Source organism: Arthrobacter crystallopoietes (genome assembly GCF_017603825.1).
GTDB classification, from domain to species: domain Bacteria; phylum Actinomycetota; class Actinomycetes; order Actinomycetales; family Micrococcaceae; genus Crystallibacter; species Crystallibacter crystallopoietes_B.
Genome location: NZ_CP072014.1, coordinates 2,750,075 through 2,766,358, shown reverse-complemented (window position 1 = coordinate 2,766,358; position 16,284 = coordinate 2,750,075). Strand labels below are relative to the sequence as shown.

The window sequence follows — 16,284 nt, the reverse complement described above, 5'->3', positions numbered from 1 at the left end:
ACTACATGTTAGGGACGCGCCTGGAAGCTGGCCTGCAACGCACGAAGCGGGCCCGGAAATCTCCGGGCCCGCCGCGGTGCCGTGCAGTTGTATTGCCGTCCGGCTAGTGGTCGACTGCCTTTTCGGCGCCGACGCCGGTCAGTGAACGGACTTCCATTTCCGCCTGCTTGGCCGGATCCTCGACGCGCTTGTCGAGCACCGTGCCCAGCCAGCCGAGGAAGAACGCCAGCGGGATCGAGATGATGCCGGGGTTCTTCAGCGGGAACCAGGCGAAGTCCGCTCCCGGGATCATCGAGGTCTCCGAGCCGGAGACCACCGGGGAGAACGCGATCAGGAACAGCGCAGCGGCCAGGCCGCCGTACATGGACCAGATGGCGCCCTGGGTGGAGAACTTCTTCCAGAACAGCGAGTAGATGATGGTCGGCAGGTTCGCCGAAGCCGCCACCGCGAAGGCCAGCGCCACCAGGAAGGCGATGTTCTGGCCCTGGGCGCCGATGCCGCCCAGAATGGAGAGGACACCGATGACCACCACGGTACGGCGGGCAACCTTCACCTCGCCGTCGGCGTCAACCTGGCCCTTGCGGACCACGTTGGCATAGATGTCGTGTGCAAAGGAGGCCGCGGCAGTGATGGTCAGGCCGGCCACCACGGCCAGGATGGTCGCGAACGCGACGGCGGAGATCAGCCCCAGCAGCAGCGGGCCGCCGAGCTCGAACGCCAGCAGCGGTGCGGCGGAGTTCACGCCGCCGGGAGCGGCCTCGATGACGTCCGGTCCGATCATCGCGCCGGCACCGTAGCCGAGCACCAGCGTGAACAAGTAGAAGGCGCCGATCAGCCAGATTGCCCAGACCACGGACTTGCGGGCCTCCTTGGCGGTCGGAACGGTGTAGAAGCGCATCAGCACGTGCGGCAGCCCAGCGGTACCGAGTACCAGAGCCAGGGCCAGCGAGATGAAGTCGAACTTGGAGGTTTCGCTGACGCCGTACTGCATCCCCGGATTCAGGATGTCAGTGGTGCCGGCCGTAGCGGCGGCATCGCCGAGCAGCGCGGAGAGGTTGAAGCCGTACATCGCCAGGACCCAGATGGTCATGATGAACGCGCCGGCGATCAGCAGGCAGGCCTTGATGATCTGCACCCAGGTGGTGCCCTTCATTCCGCCCACCAGTACGTACAGGATCATCAGCGCGCCGACCACCACAATGACGATGGACTGGCCGAGCCGGTCGTCGATGCCCAGCAGCAGGGAGACAAGGCCGCCCGCGCCGGCCATCTGGGCCAGCAGGTAGAAGAAACAGACCGCCAGCGTGGTCGTTGCGGCGGCGATGCGCACCGGGCGCTGCTTCAACCGGAACGAGAGCACATCGGCCATGGTGAACTTGCCGGTGTTGCGCAGCAGTTCCGCTACGAGGAGGAGAGCCACCAGCCAGGCGACCAGGAAGCCGATGGAGTACATGAAGCCGTCATAGCCGTTGATGGCGATTGCCCCGCAGATCCCGAGGAAGGAGGCGGCGGAGAGGTAGTCGCCGGCAATTGCGGTGCCGTTCTGTCCGCCGGTGAAGGAGCGGCCGGCCGCGTAGTAGTCGGCGGCCGTCTTGTTGTTGCGGCTGGCCCGCAGCACGATCACCATGGTGATCGCCACGAAGAGACCGAAAATGGTGATGTTCAGCCAGGGCTCGCCGACCTGCGTCTCGGCCTGCGTGGTGGTGGTCAAGGGAAGCATCAGTTCTTTTCTCCTGCCTGGGGCTTGACGGCCGCGGACTCAAGCTCGCTGCGCATCTCGGCCGCGATCGGATCCAGCTTCTTGTTTGCGAAACTGACGTACCACATGGTGATCACGAACGTGCTGACAAACTGGAGCAGTCCCAGGATCAAACCGATGTTGATGTTGCCGATCACCTTGGTGGACATGAAGTCGTGCGCATAATCGGCCAACAGGACGTAGGCGAAGTACCACAGCAGGAATGCGATGGCCATGGGGAACACGAAGCTGCGGTGCCGGCGCCGCAGCTCCTGGAACTTCGGTTCCTGCTGGACTTTCTCGAAGTCCACGGCTGCCGTGAAATCGGCCTCCGGGGTGGGATTTTGTCCCATGTCTCCTCCTCTTGGGGATTTTGTGACTGCAATCACTCTCTTATGTGATTCGGCACATGTCTTTATGCCGGGCGGGAGCGATCGGTGAACGGCAACCGGCCTGCGGTGAACGGCGGGCCGCTGCGCCGAACAGCATGTGGCGAGGGCACTTCCCAGTGCGGGCGCGGCAGCGATGGTGCGCCGTCCGTCGCTGTCCGGCGCCCTCAGGTTCAATCGACGACGGCGGCGCCCGGGTGACGTTGTCATGGGGGTTATCGTGGAGGAATGTTCAGCACGGCCGTCGACATCGCGCTCATTGTGGCCATCGCGGCCGTCACGGTGGCGGTCATCGCACTGATCGGCTTCAAGCTCGCCCGCTCCAGCCGGGATCTGGGGTCCGAGGCCGAGCTGGCCACGTACACCACTTTGCATACCGCGGGCCTGGCGGCGCCGTTCCTGCGCACCGGGCTCTCCCCCGCCGGCGCAGGCAAGGCCGCCCGCTACCTGCGCGAAATGCTCGGCAGCAACGATCTGGTCATCACGGACGAGTCCTCGATGCTGGCGTGGGACGGCACCCACGCACCGCGGGAAGCAGAGGCAATGGCACTGGCACGCAAGGTGCTGGACAGTGGCCGGACCCAGGTCTTCCGCAAGCCCGGGCTCGCCGTTCCCGGCGCGGACCTGCGCGAGAACCCCGTGACGGAGGCCGTCTTCTCCCCGATCCAGGTGCAGGACCGGGTGGTGGGGACGGTCGGCGCCTACACCGAGCATGTCGGGGCGTCGCTGGTCCGGGCCGCGAATGAGGTTGCCGGCTGGGTAGCCACGCAGATCGAGCTGGCGGAGCTGGACGCCTCGCGCACCTTGCTGATGGAGGCCGAAGTCCGCGCGCTGCGCGCGCAGATCAGCCCGCACTTCATCTACAACTCGCTCAATGCCATTGCGTCCTACATCCTCACCGACCCGGTACGCGCCCGCGAACTGGTCATCGAGTTCGCCGACTTCACCCGCTACTCGTTCCGGCGCCACGGCGACTTCACCACCGTGGCGGAAGAACTGAAATCCATCGACCGCTACCTGCTGCTGGAACGCGCGCGATTCGGCGACCGGCTCAAAGTCAGCCTGCAGATCGGTCCGGAGGTGCTCAGCACGGTGATCCCCTTCCTATCCCTCCAGCCGCTGGTGGAGAACGCGGTCCGGCACGGCCTGGAGGCGAAGGAGGGCACCGGCCACATCACCATTACCGCCCACGACGCCGGCGCCTACGCCGTCGTCACTATCGAGGACGACGGCGTGGGGATGGATCCTGAGCATCTGCGGCAGGTGCTCGCCGGACACACCGAGGGCGACCACGTGGGCCTGCGCAATGTGGACTCCCGGCTGCGGCAGGTCTATGGGGACGAACACGGCCTGGTGGTGGAAACCGCTCCCGGGCAGGGCACCCTGATCACCATGCGCGTGCCGAAGTTCCAGCCGGACAACGTCGTCTAGGTGACAATCCCGTCCACGCGGTGGTAATCCCGTCGAAGCGGCGCCGTGCAAGCGGAGCAGGAGTGCGTAACGCAATAGACTGTCAGGCATGGTCAACGTTGTCATCGCGGATGATGAATTCCCTGCCGTCGAGGCCCTTGCCTACCTGCTGTCCCGGGACCCGCGGATAGAAAACATCTACAAGGCCATGAGCGGTGCCGAGGCATTGCGGGCGTTGGAAAGCCACGACGTTGACGCACTGTTCCTGGACATCCACATGCCGGCACTTTCCGGGCTGGACATCGCCCGTGTCATTTCCCGCTTCAGCCGGCCTCCCGCCGTCGTATTTGTGACCGCCGACGAGGACCAGGCGCTGCAGGCGTTCGAACTGGCCGCGGTGGACTACCTGCTCAAGCCGGTCCGGCCCGAACGGCTGGCCGAGTCCGTACGCCGGATCTGCGAGCTGATCGAAGACGGCGACGCCAAACCCGAGGTCATCACGGTGGACCAGGGCGGCATTACCAAGATGATCAGGCGTGACGAGATCAAGTACGTACAGGCCCAGGGCGACTACGCCCGGCTGCACACGGCCGAGGCCAGCTACCTCATCCGGGTTCCGCTGAACGATCTCGAGCAGCAGTGGGAGGACGCCGGCTACCTGCGCATCCACCGCTCGTATCTGGTGGCAATGAACCAGGTCCAGCAGGTGCGTATCACGGCCGGCAAGGCATCGGTGCTGATCAACGGGGCGGAACTGCCGGTGAGCCGGCGGCATCTGCCGGCCGTGCGGGACAAGCTCGAAGCCAACCGCGTCAGGCCGCGCGGATGACCGGGCAGCCCGAGCGGCCCACGGATCATCCGGAACCACCCGCACCGCCGGCAGGCGGCCGCGAACCGCGCGCCGACCGGCCCAAGCGCGTGCGGGTGACGGCGCCGCGGTCAAAAGCCCCGCTGGCGCCGGGCCGCTACAGCGTTTCGCGCGAGCTGGCTGAGCAGTCCGAGGTCGGCGAGATCTTCATCCGCTCGCTGATCCGCTCCCAGCTGCGGCTGGCGCTGGTGGTCGCCGGCGGATTCGGCGTGATAATGGCCGGCGTGCCGGTGCTGATGGTCCTCTTTCCGCACATCAACGACATCACGCTGTTCACCGTCCCGTTGCCCTGGCTGCTGCTGGGCGTGGGCATCTATCCGGTCATCCTGGTCAGCGCAGCGCTCTACAACCGCGCCGCGGCCAGGAACGAGCGCCGCTTCCGCCAACTGGTGGACGATGACCGCCTTGCCCGGCCGGGTTGGTCAAGCTCGCCGGGAGGCGCTGAATGAACCCGCCGGTCGGTCTTGCCGCGCTGGCCGCGGTCTGCGCGGCAACCGTGCTCATCGGTGTCTACGGGCTGCGGATTTCGCGTACCACCGGGGACTTCTACGTCGCCTCGCGGACGGTGCGGCCGTGGTGGAACGCCTCGGCGATCGGCGGCGAGTACCTCTCGGCGGCCAGCTTCCTCGGCGTGGCCGGCCTGATCCTGGTTTCGGGCATCGATGCCCTGTGGTTCCCCATCGGCTACACCGCCGGCTACTTGATGCTGCTGCTCTTTGTGGCGGCCCCGCTGCGCCGGTCCGGCGCCTACACCATTCCGGATTTTGCCGCCGCCCGGCTGGATTCGCGCCCGGCCCGCACCGTCACCAGCCTGCTGGTGGTCATCGTCGGCTGGCTCTACATCGTCCCGCAGCTCCACGGCGCCGCGCTGACTGTGCGGATCACTACCGGCCTGCCCGGCTGGGTGGGCGCCGCCGCCGTCGTTGTTGTGGTGGTGCTGTCCGTGGTGACCGGCGGGATGCGCTCGATCACCTTTGTGCAGGCCTTCCAGTACTGGCTGAAACTGACCGCGTTGGCCGTGCCGGTGATCTTTGTGCTGCTGGCCCTCGGGAGCACTTCGCAACCGATTACCGACGGCGGCGCGGTCTTCCGCAGTGACCTCGATGTCTCCGACGAGGCGTCGCTGTACCGCAACATTTCGCTGATCACCGCGCTGCTGTTCGGCACGCTGGGCCTGCCGCATGTGCTGGTGCGTTTCTACACCAACCCCGACGGCCCCACCGCCCGGCGCACCACGGTCATTGTGCTGGGACTGCTCTCGCTGTTCTACATTTTCCCCACGCTCTCCGGTGTGCTCGGCCGGATCTACACGCCGGACTTGGCCACCGGAAGCCAGGCCGACGCTACGGTCCTGCTGCTGCCGGCCCGGATTTTCGACGGCGCCGCCGGGGACCTGCTCTCGGCCCTGGTCATTGCCGGCGCGTTTGCCGCGTTCCTGTCCACCACGTCGGGCCTGGTGGTGTCGCTGGCCGGCGTGGTCAGCCAGGACCTGTTCCGAGGCAGCGTCCGCGGTTTCCGCTGGGCAGCGGTGCTCTCCGCCGTCGTGCCGTTGGGGGTTGCGCTGGCCACGGACTCGCTGGCCCTGGCCGGAAGCGTGGGCACGGTGTTCGCCTTCACCGCGTCCACCATCTGCCCGCTGCTGCTGCTGGGCATCTGGTGGCGCGGGCTGACCGACGCCGGAGCCATCGCCGGCATGGTCACCGGGGCGGTGCTGTGCGGGGCGGCGGTCATGCTTGCCGCATTCGCAGGAAACGCACTGGGCCGGTTCGAGGAACTGCTCGCCCAGCCGGCGGCCTGGAGCGTGCCGGTGGCGTTCGTGGTCACTATCGCCGTATCGAAGCTGACGGCATCGCGCCGGCCCCTGACGGTGGCGCGGGTGATGGCGAGGCTGCACTCGCCCGAACACCACCATCCGGCGCCGCGCACGGTGGGCCGGTGATCACGCAGCTGATCAGTCGATAGCCGCCATGAGCTCGACAACCCGGTCCAGGAACGCATCCACCTGGGTTTCCTCGTAACCGTCCTGGCCCTTGGCCTCGCGGAACACCGAACGGCGGACAATGTCGACGCTCAGCGGCTGGTCGTTTTCAAAGTAGGCCAGCAGTTCGGAGCACAGCGCGTCCACGTCCTGCACGTTGTAGCTGGGGGCATTGCGCTTGGCGGGACGGCGGAAGCGGTCCCCGGGCTCGCGGTGGAGCCGGGCGCGGAGCACCGCCGAAACGCGGCCGATCTGGGCCAGCCAGGCCTGTTCTCCCTCGGCGGCGATCAGCGCATCGCGCTCCCGCTGGGCGAAAACATCCTCCAGCCGGTCCAGTGCCGAGTCGACGGCGCGCGGGTCATAACCGCCGCGGGCCGGTTCAAAGGTCATCGCGCGCACGTCGCGGCTGGTGATCTGCCCGCTGTCGGGGTCGTTGGCGTTGTAGTACTCCCGGGCGCGGGCCAGGAACTGGTCCACTTGGCGGACGTTGTAGCCGTGCTCGCGGCGTCCCACGCGTTCAAACGGTGCGCTGCCCCGGCCCGCCTCATTCTTTTGTCGCACCATCGTCGTCGATGCTTCCCTCTTCAGTAGTGACATCTGGTATGCCAAACTCCCCAATCCCTGTGCCCGGCATGCCCGCCGGAACGCGTTCTTGAATTATTTATGCGGTGGCCCGCCTAGATCGCCCCTGGCGCCAGCAGCACGGCCAGCACATAGGCCACCGGCGCGGCGAAAACGATCGAGTCGAGCCGGTCCATGACGCCGCCGTGGCCGGGCAGGATGTTGCTCATGTCCTTGATGCCGAGCTCACGTTTGACCATGGATTCGGCCAGGTCTCCCGCCGTGGAGGCGGCGACGGTGGCAATAGCCAGTACCAGCCCGAACCACCACTGCAGGTCGAGGATAAACACCGAGCAGAGAATTCCAACAACGACGGCGCCACCCACCGATCCGGCGAACCCCTCCCAGGATTTCTTCGGGCTGATCTTCGGAGCCATCGGATGCTTGCCGAACAGTACTCCCACCAGATAACCGAAAGTGTCGTTGGAGACAACCAGCAAGAGCATGGTCATCACTTTCAGCGCGCCGTTGTCCTCGTCCAGCAGCAGGACCGCAAAGCTGATAAACAGCGGTACCCAGCAGAGAATGAACACTCCGCTCATGATGCTGCGCACGGCGTCCTGCGCCCGGTCCAGGCATTTGTAGACCATGAGCGCAACCGCCGTCGCCACGAGCGCGAAGGCCAGTGCTTCCGGGCCACCGTAGTACGCAGCTAGCGGCATGGCGAAGGCTCCGGCATACAGCGGGACCTGCGGCACAAAGATGGTCTTGACTGTTAGCGCGCGGGAAACTTCCCAGACCCCGATCAGGGCGAAAACCGATACCAGCACCACAAACGCGTCAGGCAGGAAGAAGAGTCCCACCAGGACTGCCACGAGGAGCGCCAAGCCGACGATGATGGCGGCGGGAAGGTTGCGCCCTGCCCGTGAAGGCGTGGCCGCGGCCCGCAGCGCCCGTCGCCCTGGTCCGGCCTTCTGAGACCCGGAACCAGCCTCAGGTGCCGGCGAACCGCCAGCCTGGGTGGAAGGCTGGTCGGTACCCATCAGACTTCGAGCAGCTCAGCTTCTTTGCGCTTGAGCAGCTCATCCACGTTGTCCGTGTGGGCCTTGGTCCTGGCGTCCAGTTCCTTTTCGGCGCGCGCTCCCTCGTCTTCGCCGATGTCGCCGTCCTTGACCTGCTTGGCGATGTTGTCCATCGCCTTACGGCGGATATTGCGGATGGAAACCTTCGCGTCCTCGGCCTTGCTCCGGACAATCTTGACGTATTCCTTACGGCGTTCCTGAGTCAGCTCCGGCAGGACCACGCGGATGACGTTGCCGTCATTGGCCGGGTTGGCGCCGACGTCCGAATCGCGCAGGGCCTTCTCAATGTCGTTCAGCGCCGACTTGTCGAACGGCGTGATGAGCAGAGTGCGCGCTTCCGGGTTCTGGAACGAAGCCAGCTGCTGCAGCGGGGTCGGGGAACCGTAGTAGTTGACGGTGACCTTCGAAAACAATGCCGGGTTCGCGCGGCCGGTACGGATAGTAGCGAAGTCTTCCTTGGCCACTTCCACCGCCTTGTCCATCTTCTCGGCAGCCTCTAGCATTGTTTCTTCGATCACGGCGTCTCCTCAGACAATTATGTCCGCCTTCATGGCGGCAAGGACTCTGTTATCCATCCTAGGCTATCCGGAACCGCCGACGGGCAGGCGCTCCGGGTAATGCGCGGGTGCGCTTAGGCGGACACGAAGGTCCCGATCTTCTCGCCCAGGATGGCGCGGCTGACATTGCCCTCGCCCTCCATCCCGAAGACCACCATGGCCAGCTTGTTGTCCTTGCACAGGCTGAATGCCGTCTGGTCCATGACACGGATATTGCGGCGCATCGCGTCGTCGTAAGTCAGGCTGTCCAGCTTCTCAGCCGCCGGATCCTTCTTCGGGTCCGCCGTGTAAACCCCGTCTACCCCGTTCTTGGCCATGAGTACGACGTCGGCATGGACTTCCAGCGCACGCTGGGCAGCAACGGTGTCAGTGGAGAAATACGGCAGGCCGGCGCCGGCACCGAAGATAACCACGCGGCCCTTTTCCATGTGGCGGATGGCCCGGCGGGGAATGTACGCCTCGGCAACCTGGCCCATGGTGATGGCGCTTTGGACGCGGGTGTCAACGCCGGCCTGTTCGAGGAAGTCCTGCAGCGCGAGGCAATTCATGACGGTGCCCAGCATCCCCATGTAATCGGCGCGGGAACGGTCCATCCCGGACTGCGAGAGCTCGGCGCCCCGGAAGAAGTTGCCGCCGCCGACCACGATCGCAACCTCGACCTGTCCCACGGTTGCAGCGATCTGCTTGGCGATGCCGCGGACGGTGTCCGGATCGACGCCGAGTTTACCCCCGCCGAAAACTTCGCCGGAGAGCTTGAGCAGAACGCGGCGCCGCTTAGGGTCCACCTCGGCGGAATGGGTTTCGGTTGCGTGCTGGGGTTCCATCGTGCCTCCCGGGCGTGCTGTCGGTCCTGGGAAAAGGACCTGTAGGGATTGAACTGGACTAAAGACTGAGATTCTGGGCAGGAAAAAGGGGCGGCCACCTGTGGGTGACCACCCCCTCCTCGCTACACGGTGCTGCGCCGCGGACGGCGCATGCCATTATTTGCTAAGCGCGATGCTATCAGGCGCCTACGCGGAACCGGGCGAAACCGGATGCATTCGCACCGGCCTGCTCGAGGACCTTGCCAACGTTGACCTTCGGGTCCTTGGCGAACGGCTGGTCGAGCAGCACGATCTCCTTGAAGAAGCCATTGAGGCGGCCTTCAACGATCTTCGGCAGCGCAGCCTCGGGCTTGTTCTCGGCGCGAGCGGTCTCGTCGGCAATCCGGCGCTCATTCTCAACGGTCTCGGCCGGAACTTCTTCGCGGACCAGGTAGGTCGGCGAGTAAGCAGCAATGTGCACGGCCACGTCATGCGCGGCCTCGACAGCAGCCTCACCCACGGCGTCAACAGCGAACAGCACGCCAACCTGGGCAGGCAGGTCCTTGGACGTCTTGTGAAGGTAGGCGTCAACGGTCTTGCCTTCGAGGCGTGCCAGACGGCGGACAACAACCTTCTCGCCGAGGATGGCGCCCTCTTCGACGACAACCTCGCTCAGCGGCTTGCCCTCGACGTCGGTGGCCAGCAGTGCGTCCAGTTCGGCAGCGCCGGACTCGACGGCAACCGAGAGAACCTTGTCGGCCAGTTCGATGAACTTAGCGGACTTGGCAACGAAGTCGGTTTCGCAGTTGACCTCGACCATGACACCGACGGTTCCGTCGATGACCTTGGCAGCAACCAGACCTTCGGCGGTGGAGCGGCCTTCACGCTTGGTAGCGCCCTTTAGGCCCTTGATGCGGATGAGCTCCATGGCCTTGTCGGCGTCGCCGTTGGCCTCATCGAGAGCCTTCTTGACATCCATCATGCCAGCGCCGGTGCGCTCGCGCAGAGCCTTAATATCAGCAGCGGTGTAATTCGCCATTTGGACTCCAGTCCCTCCGTAATAAGTAGTTGTGTGTTCCGCCAGTGCGGCCGGCCGAATTTCGGCCGGCCGCACCAGCAGACATCCTCCGCAGGCGGCTAGATCACCTGCGGCTGAAGATCAGATTTACTTGTCGGTCTCTGCAGCCGGAGCTTCAGCAGCCTCGGCCGGAGCCTCAGCTTCCCCGGCAGGAGCCTCTTCGGTCTTGGCTTCAGCGGCCGGAGCCTCGGAGTTACCTTCGAGCAGCTCGCGCTCCCACTCGGCCATCGGCTCGACGGGTGCCTCGGTGTTGCCGGCTGCCTTGTTCTGGCGGGCGATCAGGCCCTCGGCCACGGCGTCGGCGACAACGCGGGTGAGCAGGTTGACGGAGCGGATGGCGTCGTCGTTGCCCGGAATCGGGAAGTCGACCTCGTCCGGATCGCAGTTGGTGTCGAGGATGGCAACAACCGGGATGTTCAGCTTCTGCGCCTCGTCAACTGCGAGGTGCTCCTTCTTGGTGTCCACGATCCAGACCACGGACGGAGCCTTGGTCAGGTTGCGGATACCACCGAGAGTGGTTTCCAGCTTGTTCTTCTCGCGCTGCAGCAGCAGGAGTTCCTTCTTGGTGCGGCCGGAGCTGGCAACATCCTCGAAGTTGATCTCTTCGAGTTCCTTCAGACGCTGGATCCGGCGGGAAACGGTCTGGAAGTTGGTCAGCATACCGCCCAGCCAGCGCTGGTTCACGTACGGCTGGCCAACGCGGGTGGCCTGCTCGGCGATTGCTTCCTGGGCCTGCTTCTTGGTGCCGACGAAGAGCACAGTGCCGCCGTGGGCGACAGTGGCCTTGACGAACTCGTAAGCGCGGTCGATGTAGGACAGCGACTGCTGCAGGTCAATGATGTAGATGCCGTTGCGCTCGGTGAAGATGAAGCGCTTCATCTTCGGGTTCCAACGACGGGTCTGGTGACCAAAGTGAACGCCGCTGTCGAGCAGCTGGCGCATGGTAACGACTGGCATGTCGTCACTCCTTCCGGCAGGATTCCCGGCTTCAGCGCGGGTAGATTCTGCCAATAGACGGTTATTAGCTCGCCGCCCGGGTTCGGGCGAAGCTCCTGGCTTCCGTCAGTCCTGTTCGCGAACGGGACGTAAGTCCGGACCGGCTTTACCGGACCGCCTGGACATACCCCTGCCGTAGAAGACTCTGCGGCGGGAAACGGAAACGCGTAGTCAGCTCCCCCACCATGTATCCCGGTCGTAAATTCCGAATGGATAAACAGGACCAAGACATGACTCATGGAGGCAGAAAACTGCTTTGCCTAGTGTACTACACGTCGGGGGCCGGACTTTGCCGCTCTTCGACCCCCGGAACCTGCGTACTTCGATTGGCCTTTCCACCCTTCCTGCACAACTGCCGCATGCCGCGGCCGTACGCACAGCCGGCGGCGGGACCCTCGCGCCGCTGCATCACAACGCGGAGCATCGACCCTATGGAATTGCCCGGCCCCCTTGAACAGTCCCCCAGAAGAATCCAACTGCCCTTCTCGCCGCACATTCTTCGGCTGGCGTGGGCAGCCGCCGTCGTTCTTCTGCTGACTGCAGCCGACGTCCCGCTGCCCGGCACACCGCCCTCGACGGGCGCGACCGGAAATTACGCCCCGATATGGAACTGGCCGACGGATCCGAACCCGGCCGTGCTGGCAGCGTTTGATCCCCCGCCGGAGCCCTGGTCCCGGGGGCACCGAGGGGTTGATCTGAAGATGCACGACGGCGCTTCAGTACTCGCTCCGCAGAACGGTACTGTCAGCTTCGTCGGCTGGGTTGTGGACCGTCCCGTCATCACTATCGATCACGGCAACGGGCTGCGCAGCAGCTTTGAACCTGTATCCAGCGAACTGAAGAAGGGCGATCCAGTGGACAAGGGCGCCGTGCTGGGGACCGTGGACGGGGCATCGCACTGCCCGCCCGGCTGCCTGCACTGGGGCGTGCGGCGGGGGGAGGAATACATCAACCCACTGCAGTTCGTTATGGACATGCGGCCCTCGGTTCTGCTCCCCCGGCCCATGGAAAGAAGCTAGACACCCGAGAAGTGGACGGCTAAACGAACGCGGCGATACCCGTGATGGCCCGACCGGTAACCAGCGAGTTGATCTCCCGGGTTCCCTCGTAGGAGTAGATGGCCTCGGCATCGGCGAAGATCTTGGCCATTTCGTAGTCGGTGACAATGCCGTTGCCACCGAGGATGCCGCGGCCGAGCGCGACAGACTCACGCATGCGGGCCGTAGTGAACGCCTTGGCAAGTGCAGACTGTTCGTCCTTCGCAGCTCCCGCGTCCTCCAACTGGGCCAGGCGCACCATCATGCCCGTGGACGCCACCGTGTTGCCCAGAATCTGGACGAGCTGTTCCTGCACCAACTGGAAGGAGGCCAGCGGTTTGCCGAACTGGTGCCGCTCGACCGCATAGCGGCGTGCGACGTCGAAGGCCGCCATTTGCTGCCCAACCGCCTGCCACGCCACAGCCAGGCGGGTCACCTTCAGCACCTTGTTGGTGTCCTTGAAGCTGTTGGAGCCCTTCAGGTGGAAGTCATCAGGCACTACCACGTTGTCGAGAGTAATGTCCGCGTTCTGCACCGCGCGCAGGCTGATTTTGTTCTCGATCTTCGTGGCCTGGTAGCCCTCCAGCGTGGTGTCCACCAGGAATCCCTTGACCTGGTTATCCGCCACATCCCGGGCATAGATCACTACCCAGTCGGAGAATGTGGCATTGCCGATCCAACGCTTGGCGCCGTTGAGGATCCAGCTTTCCCCGTCCCGGATGGCGGTGGTGCGCGTGCCGCCGGCAACGTCCGAACCACCGAGCGGTTCCGTCAGCCCGAAAGCCCCGATCTTCTTCAACGAATAGATGTCCGGCAGCCAGGCATCCTGCTGCTCCTGCGAGGCCAGAGCCTCGATGGATCCGGTGAACAGCCCGTCATGGACTCCCATGAAGGTCGCGATGGAGGTATCCGCACGAGTGAATTCCGCATGCAGCAGCCCGGCCAACAGGTTCGAAAATCCTTGCCTGCGGACAGGGCTGACAACGTCGAGTTCGGCCAGTTTCGGGATGAGTTCCATGGGGAACTCTCCCCGGTTCCAATAGTCCACAGCGATCGGCCGGACTTCCTTTGCCAGCCAGTCCCGGACATCATGCAACCGGGCCCGCTCCGGGGCCGAGAGAACTTCTTCGAAGGCATAGAAGTCCCCATTGGCATACGGGAGATTCTTCGGATCAATGGCAGTCCGGCCCATGGGTGCATCCTTTGCTGACGGATCCAGGATGCGACAGCACATCCCGGTCATTATGTTACTCGTCAGTAACATAACCTATTCGTCAGGCGCGGGGCAACCTTGGCGCTGTGAAACCCGGTCGGTAACATGGGACATCCTCGGCAACCGGGAACAGTGATAACGCCGGGCACGGCAAAGGCCCCGGCTGGATCCCGAATCGGATCCGGCCGGAGCCTCTGTGTCCAGCACCGCTGGGGTCTTGCCGTAGGGCGACTGGGACTTGAACCCAGGACCAAAGGATTATGAGTCCTCTGCTCTGACCTGCTGAGCTACCGCCCCATAACTGCCTCGCGATCGCTTGCGAGCAGTTTCGACGTAGCTATCCTAATGGCTACGCGCGGCCCCGCGCACCTTGAGACGCCCGCCGCCGTCAGCTCGGCAAGAAGTCGTCCACCGATCCGCCGCGGTAGAGCTTCTCGAAGGTGTCCATGGTCTTGTCGATGGCGTGTTTGGCCGCCTTGTCGTGGCTGGCCTCGCCCATGGCCTGGATGTCCTCCGGTGACTGCTTCAGTACCAGGTCCAGTTTGGCGGCCAGGTCGACCGGATCCCGCGGGGTGAAGAGGTAGCCATTAACGCCGTCATCAACGAGGTGCGGCAGGGCCATGGCATTGGCCAGGACCACCGGCTTGCTCGCGGACATGGCCTCCAGCGAGACCAACGACTGCAGCTCCGCCGTCCCCGGCTGGCAGAAGACGGTCGCCCGAAGGTAGGCCAGCCGCAGTTCGTCGTCGTCGACGTGGCCCAGGAACTTCACCCGTCCGGTCAACCCGAGCTCGGCCACTTTGGCCTCGAGCATGGGCCTCACTTCGCCCTCGCCAACGATTTCCAGATGGACGTTGAGATCAGGGTCCGTCAGTGAGATCGCTTCAATCAGCACGTCCACGTGCTTCTCCTGGGCCAGGCGCCCGGCAAAAAGCACCGTTGGATGGTCCGGTTTCTCAACGACTTCGCCCGGCGCCAGTTCGTAATGGGCCGAGTCAATGCCATTGGAGAGCGGAAGCACTTTGTGCAGGAAGGCGTGCTCCTTCATGGCCTTCGCCGCCAACGGCGTGGGAGTAGTAACTACGGCTGCCTTGCCCATGATCTTGCCCATGTCGCGCCAGGAGTTCTTGGCAACAATGTCAAGGAACCACTGCGGGAACGGGAGGAACGGCTCGAGGTTTTCGGGCATGAAATGGTTCGTAGCAATGGCCCGGATACCGCGGCGTACCGCTTCAGCCATCGTGGCCTGGCCGATCATGTAGTGGCACTGGATGTGGACCACGTCCGGCTGGACTTCGTCGAAGATCCGCTTCATGTCCCGTTTGATCTCCCAGGGGAAGCAGATGCGCCATAACTCATGCGTGGGTACCGAATGCGAGCGAAGCCGGTGCACGGCCGCCTCAGGGCGCTTCTCCACATAGCTAATTCCCCGCTCCGGGCGCGCCGCGATCACATGCACGTCATGCCCTCGCTTGGACATGGCCTGGGCCAGCCGCAAGCCGAAGACAGCCGCTCCGTTAACGTCCGGCAGATAGGTGTCGGCAGCGATCAGGATCTTGAGCGGCCTCGGTCCCTGTCCCTTGTTCTCACTCACCTGGCGCAGAACTCCCTGGTCGGTTGTGGCGATGCTGTTCATATGATCTGTTCGTACCTAAGGCTTCCTGGTTGCGGCGGTCTGGGCCCGCCGTCGTGCTTCTTCTCGTTTTTGCAGTACGTCCGGATGATGTCTTGAAAGGGCAACGACCCCCACAATAGCAACCAAACCCGCGCCAATCATGGCAATCGCGATGACGGGTTCGACGTCGGGTTTCAGCTCCCCCAGCAGGAAAATGCCGATGGCAATTCCCACAAGTGGGTCGATGACAGTTAGTCCGGCGATCACCAGGTCCGGCGGTCCGCTGGAGTACGCGCTCTGGACAAACCACGCTCCCAGGCCTGCAGTGGCAATGATCGCGATGATGCTGTAAACCGGCACGTTGGCCAGGAAGCGCCCGTTGGGATCGAACAGGTGCAAGCCGATGATGCGTACCAGGACCGCGACAAACCCGAAGAGCATCCCGGCGCCCACGATATATGCGAAGGCGTTGAGCCGGTGGCGGAACATCAGTTCCAGCGAGAGGAAAACCGCAACAACGACGGCGAGCAGCAGCACCGTCGAGAGCTCTTCCGCCGCCGTGACCCGGTGGCTTTCGCCGGTGACATTGACCGCCAGCAGTACGAAACCGGCGCTGCCCGTCACGCAGGCGGTGATCGCCACGATGGTCATCCGGTTCAGCCGGATCCCCTGGTCCTTCGAATTCACGATAGTTGTGATGACCAGGGCTATGGCACCGATCGGCTGGACGACCGTGAGCGGAGCGCTGAGCAGTGCGAAGACATTCAGGCCCATGCCAACGCCCAGCAGCAGCAGCCCAACAACCCAGCGCGGATTCCGCAGCAGGCGCAGCAGTCCGCTGGCACTGAGCGAAAGCCCGCCGGTGTTCGCCTGCACCGCACTTGCCTGGCGCTGCGTTCCGAGGGCCAGGAAGAATGCGCCTGCCAGCGCACAGAGGATCGCTAGCCAGACCATACGGT

16 protein-coding genes and 1 tRNA gene are annotated in these 16,284 nt (G+C 64.3%); 5 read left to right on the top strand and 12 right to left on the bottom strand.

The genetic code is table 11. The annotated features are described in order from the left end of the window. Positions 1–103: 103 nt before the first annotated feature. Positions 104–1,720 (bottom strand): solute symporter family protein, encoded by a 1,617-nt coding sequence (locus tag J5251_RS12705; protein ID WP_139005949.1) that lies wholly within the window; start codon positions 1,718–1,720, stop codon positions 104–106. Beyond that, a complete protein-coding gene (locus J5251_RS12700) occupies positions 1,720–2,091 on the bottom strand; it encodes a DUF485 domain-containing protein (RefSeq protein ID WP_139005948.1) in 372 nt (123 codons plus the stop codon). Before J5251_RS12700 ends, J5251_RS12705 begins: the two co-directional genes overlap by 1 nt. A gap of 264 nt (positions 2,092–2,355) precedes the next feature. Here J5251_RS12700 and J5251_RS12695 point away from each other — a divergent pair, with 264 nt between their 5' ends. The 4 genes from J5251_RS12695 to J5251_RS12680 all read left to right on the top strand — a co-directional run bounded on the left by J5251_RS12695 (position 2,356) and on the right by J5251_RS12680 (position 6,344). Further along, positions 2,356–3,558: a histidine kinase gene (locus tag J5251_RS12695; RefSeq protein WP_139005947.1), complete on the top strand. Its 1,203-nt coding sequence runs from the start codon at positions 2,356–2,358 to the stop codon at positions 3,556–3,558. An 88-nt stretch (positions 3,559–3,646) separates the two neighbouring features. Beyond that, positions 3,647–4,366, top strand: a complete 720-nt coding sequence (locus J5251_RS12690) for a LytR/AlgR family response regulator transcription factor (protein ID WP_139005946.1) — start codon at positions 3,647–3,649, stop codon at positions 4,364–4,366. Next, entirely contained in the window at positions 4,363–4,854 is a 492-nt protein-coding gene (locus J5251_RS12685) for a hypothetical protein (RefSeq protein ID WP_348272918.1), read from the top strand. Before J5251_RS12690 ends, J5251_RS12685 begins: the two co-directional genes overlap by 4 nt. Then, positions 4,851–6,344 (top strand): cation acetate symporter, encoded by a 1,494-nt coding sequence (locus J5251_RS12680; RefSeq protein ID WP_139005945.1) that lies wholly within the window; start codon positions 4,851–4,853, stop codon positions 6,342–6,344. The genes J5251_RS12685 and J5251_RS12680 overlap by 4 nt, the downstream gene beginning before the upstream one ends. Before the next feature lie 12 nt (positions 6,345–6,356). Here J5251_RS12680 and J5251_RS12675 read toward each other — a convergent pair whose 3' ends face one another. The 6 genes from J5251_RS12675 to rpsB form a co-directional block, all read right to left on the bottom strand. Further along, complete coding sequence (locus J5251_RS12675; protein WP_139006042.1) at positions 6,357–6,947, bottom strand: DivIVA domain-containing protein; 591 nt, start codon at positions 6,945–6,947, stop codon at positions 6,357–6,359. Between the two features lie 113 nt (positions 6,948–7,060). Beyond that, positions 7,061–7,987: a phosphatidate cytidylyltransferase gene (locus J5251_RS12670; protein ID WP_139005944.1), complete on the bottom strand. Its 927-nt coding sequence runs from the start codon at positions 7,985–7,987 to the stop codon at positions 7,061–7,063. After that, entirely contained in the window at positions 7,987–8,544 is a 558-nt protein-coding gene (gene frr, locus J5251_RS12665; RefSeq protein WP_139005943.1) for a ribosome recycling factor, read from the bottom strand. The genes J5251_RS12670 and frr overlap by 1 nt, the downstream gene beginning before the upstream one ends. 113 nt (positions 8,545–8,657) lie before the next feature. Continuing rightward, a complete protein-coding gene (gene pyrH, locus J5251_RS12660; RefSeq protein WP_208574181.1) occupies positions 8,658–9,407 on the bottom strand; it encodes a UMP kinase in 750 nt (249 codons plus the stop codon). 178 nt (positions 9,408–9,585) lie between these two features. Further along, positions 9,586–10,425 (bottom strand): translation elongation factor Ts, encoded by an 840-nt coding sequence (gene tsf / locus J5251_RS12655; protein ID WP_139005941.1) that lies wholly within the window; start codon positions 10,423–10,425, stop codon positions 9,586–9,588. Between the two features lie 126 nt (positions 10,426–10,551). Further along, on the bottom strand, positions 10,552–11,421 hold the full coding sequence (gene rpsB / locus J5251_RS12650; RefSeq protein WP_208574180.1) for a 30S ribosomal protein S2: 870 nt from the start codon (positions 11,419–11,421) through the stop codon (positions 10,552–10,554). Between the two features lie 470 nt (positions 11,422–11,891). On the opposite strand from rpsB, the gene J5251_RS12645 reads away from it, so the two are divergent. Continuing rightward, a complete protein-coding gene (locus tag J5251_RS12645; protein WP_208574179.1) occupies positions 11,892–12,479 on the top strand; it encodes a M23 family metallopeptidase in 588 nt (195 codons plus the stop codon). 19 nt (positions 12,480–12,498) lie between these two features. Here the strand turns inward: J5251_RS12645 and J5251_RS12640 are convergent, their stop codons facing one another. The 4 genes from J5251_RS12640 to J5251_RS12625 form a co-directional block, all read right to left on the bottom strand. Then, entirely contained in the window at positions 12,499–13,689 is a 1,191-nt protein-coding gene (locus J5251_RS12640; RefSeq protein ID WP_208574178.1) for an acyl-CoA dehydrogenase family protein, read from the bottom strand. Positions 13,690–13,933: 244 nt separating this feature from the next. Continuing rightward, a tRNA-Ile gene (locus J5251_RS12635) sits at positions 13,934–14,007 on the bottom strand. A gap of 91 nt (positions 14,008–14,098) precedes the next feature. Continuing rightward, on the bottom strand, positions 14,099–15,304 hold the full coding sequence (locus tag J5251_RS12630) for a glycosyltransferase (RefSeq protein ID WP_244250661.1): 1,206 nt from the start codon (positions 15,302–15,304) through the stop codon (positions 14,099–14,101). A 57-nt stretch (positions 15,305–15,361) separates the two neighbouring features. Beyond that, entirely contained in the window at positions 15,362–16,279 is a 918-nt protein-coding gene (locus J5251_RS12625) for a DMT family transporter (RefSeq protein WP_139005936.1), read from the bottom strand. Positions 16,280–16,284 lie beyond the last annotated feature (5 nt).

Bases quoted from the DNA above. Each gene is read 5' to 3' on its own strand.
- J5251_RS12705 (WP_139005949.1), bottom strand. From the start codon at position 1,720: ATGCTTCCCTTGACCACCACCACGCAGGCCGAGACGCAGGTCGGCGAG.
- J5251_RS12700 (WP_139005948.1), bottom strand. From the start codon at position 2,091: ATGGGACAAAATCCCACCCCGGAGGCCGATTTCACGGCAGCCGTGGAC.
- J5251_RS12695 (WP_139005947.1), top strand. From the start codon at position 2,356: ATGTTCAGCACGGCCGTCGACATCGCGCTCATTGTGGCCATCGCGGCC.
- J5251_RS12690 (WP_139005946.1), top strand. From the start codon at position 3,647: ATGGTCAACGTTGTCATCGCGGATGATGAATTCCCTGCCGTCGAGGCC.
- J5251_RS12685 (WP_348272918.1), top strand. From the start codon at position 4,363: ATGACCGGGCAGCCCGAGCGGCCCACGGATCATCCGGAACCACCCGCA.
- J5251_RS12680 (WP_139005945.1), top strand. From the start codon at position 4,851: ATGAACCCGCCGGTCGGTCTTGCCGCGCTGGCCGCGGTCTGCGCGGCA.
- J5251_RS12675 (WP_139006042.1), bottom strand. From the start codon at position 6,947: ATGGTGCGACAAAAGAATGAGGCGGGCCGGGGCAGCGCACCGTTTGAA.
- J5251_RS12670 (WP_139005944.1), bottom strand. From the start codon at position 7,987: ATGGGTACCGACCAGCCTTCCACCCAGGCTGGCGGTTCGCCGGCACCT.
- pyrH (WP_208574181.1), bottom strand. From the start codon at position 9,407: ATGGAACCCCAGCACGCAACCGAAACCCATTCCGCCGAGGTGGACCCT.
- tsf (WP_139005941.1), bottom strand. From the start codon at position 10,425: ATGGCGAATTACACCGCTGCTGATATTAAGGCTCTGCGCGAGCGCACC.
- rpsB (WP_208574180.1), bottom strand. From the start codon at position 11,421: ATGCCAGTCGTTACCATGCGCCAGCTGCTCGACAGCGGCGTTCACTTT.
- J5251_RS12645 (WP_208574179.1), top strand. From the start codon at position 11,892: ATGGAATTGCCCGGCCCCCTTGAACAGTCCCCCAGAAGAATCCAACTG.
- J5251_RS12640 (WP_208574178.1), bottom strand. From the start codon at position 13,689: ATGGGCCGGACTGCCATTGATCCGAAGAATCTCCCGTATGCCAATGGG.
- J5251_RS12625 (WP_139005936.1), bottom strand. From the start codon at position 16,279: ATGGTCTGGCTAGCGATCCTCTGTGCGCTGGCAGGCGCATTCTTCCTG.